This window comes from Sphaerochaeta sp. UBA5836, from assembly GCF_002432845.1.
GTDB lineage: Bacteria > Spirochaetota > Spirochaetia > Sphaerochaetales > Sphaerochaetaceae > Sphaerochaeta.
In genome coordinates this window covers 23,596-28,237 of the sequence record NZ_DJGW01000040.1, presented here as the reverse complement: position 1 = coordinate 28,237, position 4,642 = coordinate 23,596, and the positions used below count along the sequence as shown (strand labels likewise).

The 4,642-nt window shown below is 53.3% G+C and carries 4 protein-coding genes; 1 reads left to right on the top strand and 3 read right to left on the bottom strand.

The genetic code is table 11. The features are described 5' to 3' along the window. Nucleotides 1-60: 60 nt before the first annotated feature. Entirely contained in the window at nucleotides 61-1,383 is a 1,323-nt protein-coding gene (hflX, locus tag B3F49_RS03275) for a GTPase HflX (protein WP_293908935.1), read from the bottom strand. Nucleotides 1,384-1,472: 89 nt separating this feature from the next. Here hflX and ychF point away from each other — a divergent pair, with 89 nt between their 5' ends. After that, on the top strand, nucleotides 1,473-2,579 hold the full coding sequence (gene ychF, locus B3F49_RS03270; RefSeq protein WP_293908934.1) for a redox-regulated ATPase YchF: 1,107 nt from the start codon (nucleotides 1,473-1,475) through the stop codon (nucleotides 2,577-2,579). A gap of 76 nt (nucleotides 2,580-2,655) precedes the next feature. Here the strand turns inward: ychF and B3F49_RS03265 are convergent, their stop codons facing one another. Together B3F49_RS03265 and B3F49_RS03260 are read right to left on the bottom strand one after the other, a co-directional pair. Continuing rightward, on the bottom strand, nucleotides 2,656-3,384 hold the full coding sequence (locus tag B3F49_RS03265; protein WP_293893007.1) for a hypothetical protein: 729 nt from the start codon (nucleotides 3,382-3,384) through the stop codon (nucleotides 2,656-2,658). Between the two features lie 40 nt (nucleotides 3,385-3,424). Then, on the bottom strand, nucleotides 3,425-4,642 hold a 1,218-nt coding region (locus B3F49_RS03260; protein ID WP_293908933.1), incomplete at its 5' end, for a B12-binding domain-containing radical SAM protein.

Sequence of the window (4,642 nt, the reverse complement as noted above, 5' to 3'; positions counted from 1 at the left end):
ATCGTCTACGGACGTTCGGATATTGCAGTTGGGTGCTTCCTTTCGGAGGCACCCGATATTTTAGTCCTGCCTGAACGGGTGCAGCGGTCCTTGGAACCTCACCTGGATCCTGCTTTTCACCAGGATTCCTTCCTCGGTGTAATCAATGCTTTCGACTTGGCCGTATCGGTGGATGTGGGCTACAAGGTCGTGCCTTGAATTGGGAAGCAAATAGGTGGTGGTGGGGCACAGCTCGTGCAGTGTGATGCCGATTTGATTCATCAATGCATCGAGGCCGGCTCCCGTCTTGATCGACGTCTCCAACACCGGACTGTACAGTGACTTGAGCCGTGAGACGGCAAAAGCATCCTCAACCTTGTCCATCTTGTTTGCAAGCACGATGGCCGGCTTGTCGGTGCAACCCAACTCCTCCAAGACTTGTACGGTGGTGGTGTAGCATGCGATCATATCGGGATGGGATGCATCGCAGACGATGATTAAAAAATCAGCATACTTCGCTTCCTCAAGGGTGCTCTTGAATGCATCCACGAGATTGTGCGGCAAATCGCTGATGAAGCCTACCGTATCGGAGAGCAGGATCTCCTCCCCGCCTGGGAGTTTGACCATCCGGGTTGTCGGATCGAGGGTTGCAAAGAGCTTGTCCTCAACCAGCACATCTGCGTTGGTAAGGGCGTTGAGCAACGAGGACTTCCCGCTGTTGGTGTAGCCGACGATGGCCCCGGTTGGGATGTTGCCGTTCAGCCGTTGGTTGCGCTGGATGTTGCGCTGCTGCACCACCTTCTCCAGTTGTTGCTTCAGATTTACGACCCGGTCCTGGATCTGTCTTCGGTCGAGCTCGAGCTGCGTCTCCCCCTCGCCTTTGGTTCCCTTGACGCCTCCCTGCTGACGGTTGAGGTTCGTCCATCGGCGGGTGAGCCGGGGCAGAGAGTATTCAAGACGGGCGAGTTCCACTTGCAACGCGGCTTCCTTGGTGGCGGCACGGTCGGCGAAAATCTGCAGGATTACCTCATCGCGGTCGATGACGCATGTCTCCATCTCTTTTTCCAGGTTGCGCTGTACACGAGGATTGATGCCTTGGTCGAAAATGACAACGTCGATTTCCAGTTCTTCCACCAAGAGCTTGATGGCTGCCACCTTGCCGCTGCCGATGAGCGTTGCACTATTGGTTTGGCGCAACGGGATGAACTCTGTCCTTACCGTGAGGGCTCCCATGGTGGAGACAAGTGCCTTGAGTTCTTCGGCTCTTCGCTTTGAGCTTTGGTCTGATTCTGTTGGAGGAACAAGGATGAGCAAGAGAGCTCTTTGGTTTTCATCCTTGATTTCGTAGACACGCTTGCCTTTGGAAACAGGCTCTTCGGAGCCGATATACTGTTCAATACCCATTGCTGATGACTATAGGGCTGGTTAACGTGCAAGTCAATATGTGCTACACTGCCCCTGCTGGCTCCAAAGAGCCGAGAATGAGGTAAATAATGGGTTTAAATTGCGGCATAGTAGGGCTTCCCAATGTTGGCAAGTCGACGTTTTTCTCAGCCTTGACGGCAGCACCTGCTGAAGTTGCGAACTATCCTTTTTGTACAATCGACCCCAATGTGGGCATAGTGTCCGTCCCCGATCCCCGCTTGGACAAGATTGTTGCGTTGATTCCTCCCGCCAAAGTTGTCCCGGCCACCTTCGAGTTCGTCGATATCGCCGGCTTGGTTGCAGGAGCAAGCAAGGGAGAGGGCCTGGGCAACCGTTTCTTGGCCTCCATCAGGGAGGTGGGCGTCATCGCCCATGTGGTCAGGTGCTTCGATGACAATGACATCATCCACGTAAACAACAAAATCGATCCCGCCGATGATATCGAGACGATCAACATTGAATTGGCCCTTGCTGATCTGGATACGGTGACCAACAGGTGGGCGAAACAGGCGAAGCTCACCCGCCTGAGCAAGGAGGCGCAGAAAGAGAATGAGAAGGTGCTTCCTGTTCTATCCAGGCTCAAAGAGTGTTTGGAGGATGGAAAATCGGCGCGCTCCTTGAAGCTGGAGGAAGACGAGCTAGCCATGGTCTCTGACCTGCATCTCATCACCCTCAAGCCGGTCATCTATGTCTGCAACGTCGATGAGGACGGCATTGTAGAAGAGAATGAGTATGTAAAGACAGTGAGGGCCATCGCCGAGGCTGAAGGATCTGAAGTGGTGGTCATCTGCGGCAAGATTGAGTCGGAAATCGCTGTGTTGGAGACCGAGGAGGAGAAGCGTGAGTTCCTGGAGGCGGTAGGACTGAAGGAGTCGGGCCTGAACCAGCTCATCCGCAGTGCCTATCATACGCTTGGGATGCGCACCTTCTTTACCGCAGGTTCCGATGAGGACCGGGCGTGGACGTTCCGCGCAGGGTACAAGGCACCCCAGGCTGCCGGAGTCATCCACTCTGACTTTGAGAAAGGCTTCATCAAGGCGGAGGTGTACAACTGTGAGGACCTCTTTCTGTACAAGACCGAGCAGAAAGTCAAGGAAGCAGGAAAGCTCAGGATGGAAGGCAAGGAGTATGTGGTGCAGGATGGGGACATCATGCATTTTCGCTTCAACGTATAAGCATTGCAGCCAAGAGAAAGTATGAAAGGCAGCGGGTTTCCCGCTGCCTTCTTGGCATCCTGAGTACTATCCGGCTCTACTTCCAACTGACTGAGAAGGTTATGGGATCTTCGAGCAGAAGGAAATCGATCAAGGGGAAGCTGAACTCATAGAGGGTGTCGGAGATTTTCCTGCCGTTGGAAAAGCCGGTGATGGAAGTGGGCGTTTTTACCTGCAAGGTGATGACGGACTGCTCGATTGCAGGGGGGCCTTCCTCTCCGAGCATGAAACTGATCATTTCTAGGTAATCAGCTTCACTGAGGCCTTGGTTGTACACCGGGCCGAACGCCTCAAAATTCTCATCGGCCAGAAAGGGGATGACCGGCACAAGCTGCTCATAGTTGTCCATGGAAAGGAAGAATGTCATGCTGTTTTTCTGCATCTTCAAAAGGCTCTGGTTGCTCCCGGCACCCAGATCGGTGATGAGCTGCTGCAGATTGTTGAAGGTAAAGGTCCCTTGGTACGCATTGTCGTTGAGCTTGGTCAGCCTGACATTATCGGTAGTGGAGCTATAATCCAGGGCTCGCTGGAAATCGCTGATGGCCTTGTCCATCAAGGATTCATCCCCCTCGGGAGGGACAAACTCACTGAAATCCTGCAGGACTGCGATGAAGAAATCCTCAACGGTGAAATCAAAAGCAGATTCATGCGTTTCCGTATTGGTAAACGTAAGGCCTTCGGTGATGGTGCAACCGGAAGCTGCAAATAAAAGAGCGAGCAGAAGGACTGCTCGAATGCTATGGTTCACATATTTCACTGGTTTCATTCCTTATCCATACTGTACGGGATTTTTTGTTGCTTCTCAACTAGAAGTTTGCTTGTCTCTCGCCTGTTACAGGAAGAAACGTGAGTTCTCCGACTTCGTTGCACTGGATTGATAGCTCCATCTCTTCCCCGTCAGGATGGGATTTAAGGAAATCATCAAGGGACATGGAGTCCAGCAGGGCAAGCTGCTCAAGCGCGTAGGAGAGCTTGATGACGGGACTTTCCTGATACAGGTGGAAGAATGCAATTCCCTGGTGCAGCTCCATGTACGAGAGCAGAGGCTTCAGATAGCGTTGGTTGCCCAGTTTCTTGAGCAGGCTGGTGACGAAGGCCTCCTGGAGGGCGAATATGTCGAGTTCGGATGCATCCACCTGCGTCTTTTGCAGGTAAAAAGAGAGATAGGAATCGAATAAGGTAAGCAAGGATGAGGGTTTTTGTCCCGTCGCCTCACAAAGCTTGGGCATCCACATACCTGCCTGGCCTTGGGTGAAGAAGAGGTCGCACGCTTTCTTCAGCCGCATTGCTTTCTTCAGGTCCTCTTCGCTGAAGGTGGGGGAGTGAAGAATGGTATACGGGGCTTCGCTCATGCTTGCAATACCGAAGGATGCTGCTTGCTCGCCGACCAAGGTGCCGGGAAGCAGCGAGAGAGGGAAAATGTCGAGGTTGCTGGGTTTAAGCAGCATGGCATAGTCCAGACTTTTGGTGAAGGAGGCCAAACTGTCATGAGGCAGGCCGATGATGAGGTCCAAGCCGAAAGCGATGCCCCGCTGGTTGAGCAACTGGATTTTCTTGGTGAACCGCTCTGCATCGAAGGTGCGGTTCGCTTCTTTCAGGACCGCCTTGTCGATGGACTGCAGGCCTATCTGCAAAGAGCAATCGATTCTGGAAAAAGCATCGGCAAGCGCAGTGTCAAGCAACTCGGCCCTCACTTCAAAGACAAAATGGATGGGAGCCTGCTTTGCTTCAAGCATGGCCAGGATGGCAAGGGTTCGCTTCTTATCCATGTTGAACGTAGGGTCGAGGACATAGACCTCGCCTACCTCATGGTCGATCAGGTACTCAAGTTCGGCTTCAAGCCGTTCGAGGTTGAAGTGACGCACACTTCGCTCTCCCCGCGACTCAAAGCAAAACGAGCAATGGAATGGGCAGCCGCGGGTCATCTCCCACAACACCGAAGCTCCTTGTTTGAGGAACGGGTCGGCCAGCCCGCTGAGAAGCGGACTGGCTAAGAGATCGAGCGTGGGACCGGCTGCCGTACC

Coding starts and splice junctions, on each gene's coding strand:
- hflX (WP_293908935.1), bottom strand. CDS start 1,383: ATGGGTATTGAACAGTATATCGGCTCCGAAGAGCCTGTTTCCAAAGGC.
- ychF (WP_293908934.1), top strand. CDS start 1,473: ATGGGTTTAAATTGCGGCATAGTAGGGCTTCCCAATGTTGGCAAGTCG.
- B3F49_RS03265 (WP_293893007.1), bottom strand. CDS start 3,384: ATGAAACCAGTGAAATATGTGAACCATAGCATTCGAGCAGTCCTTCTG.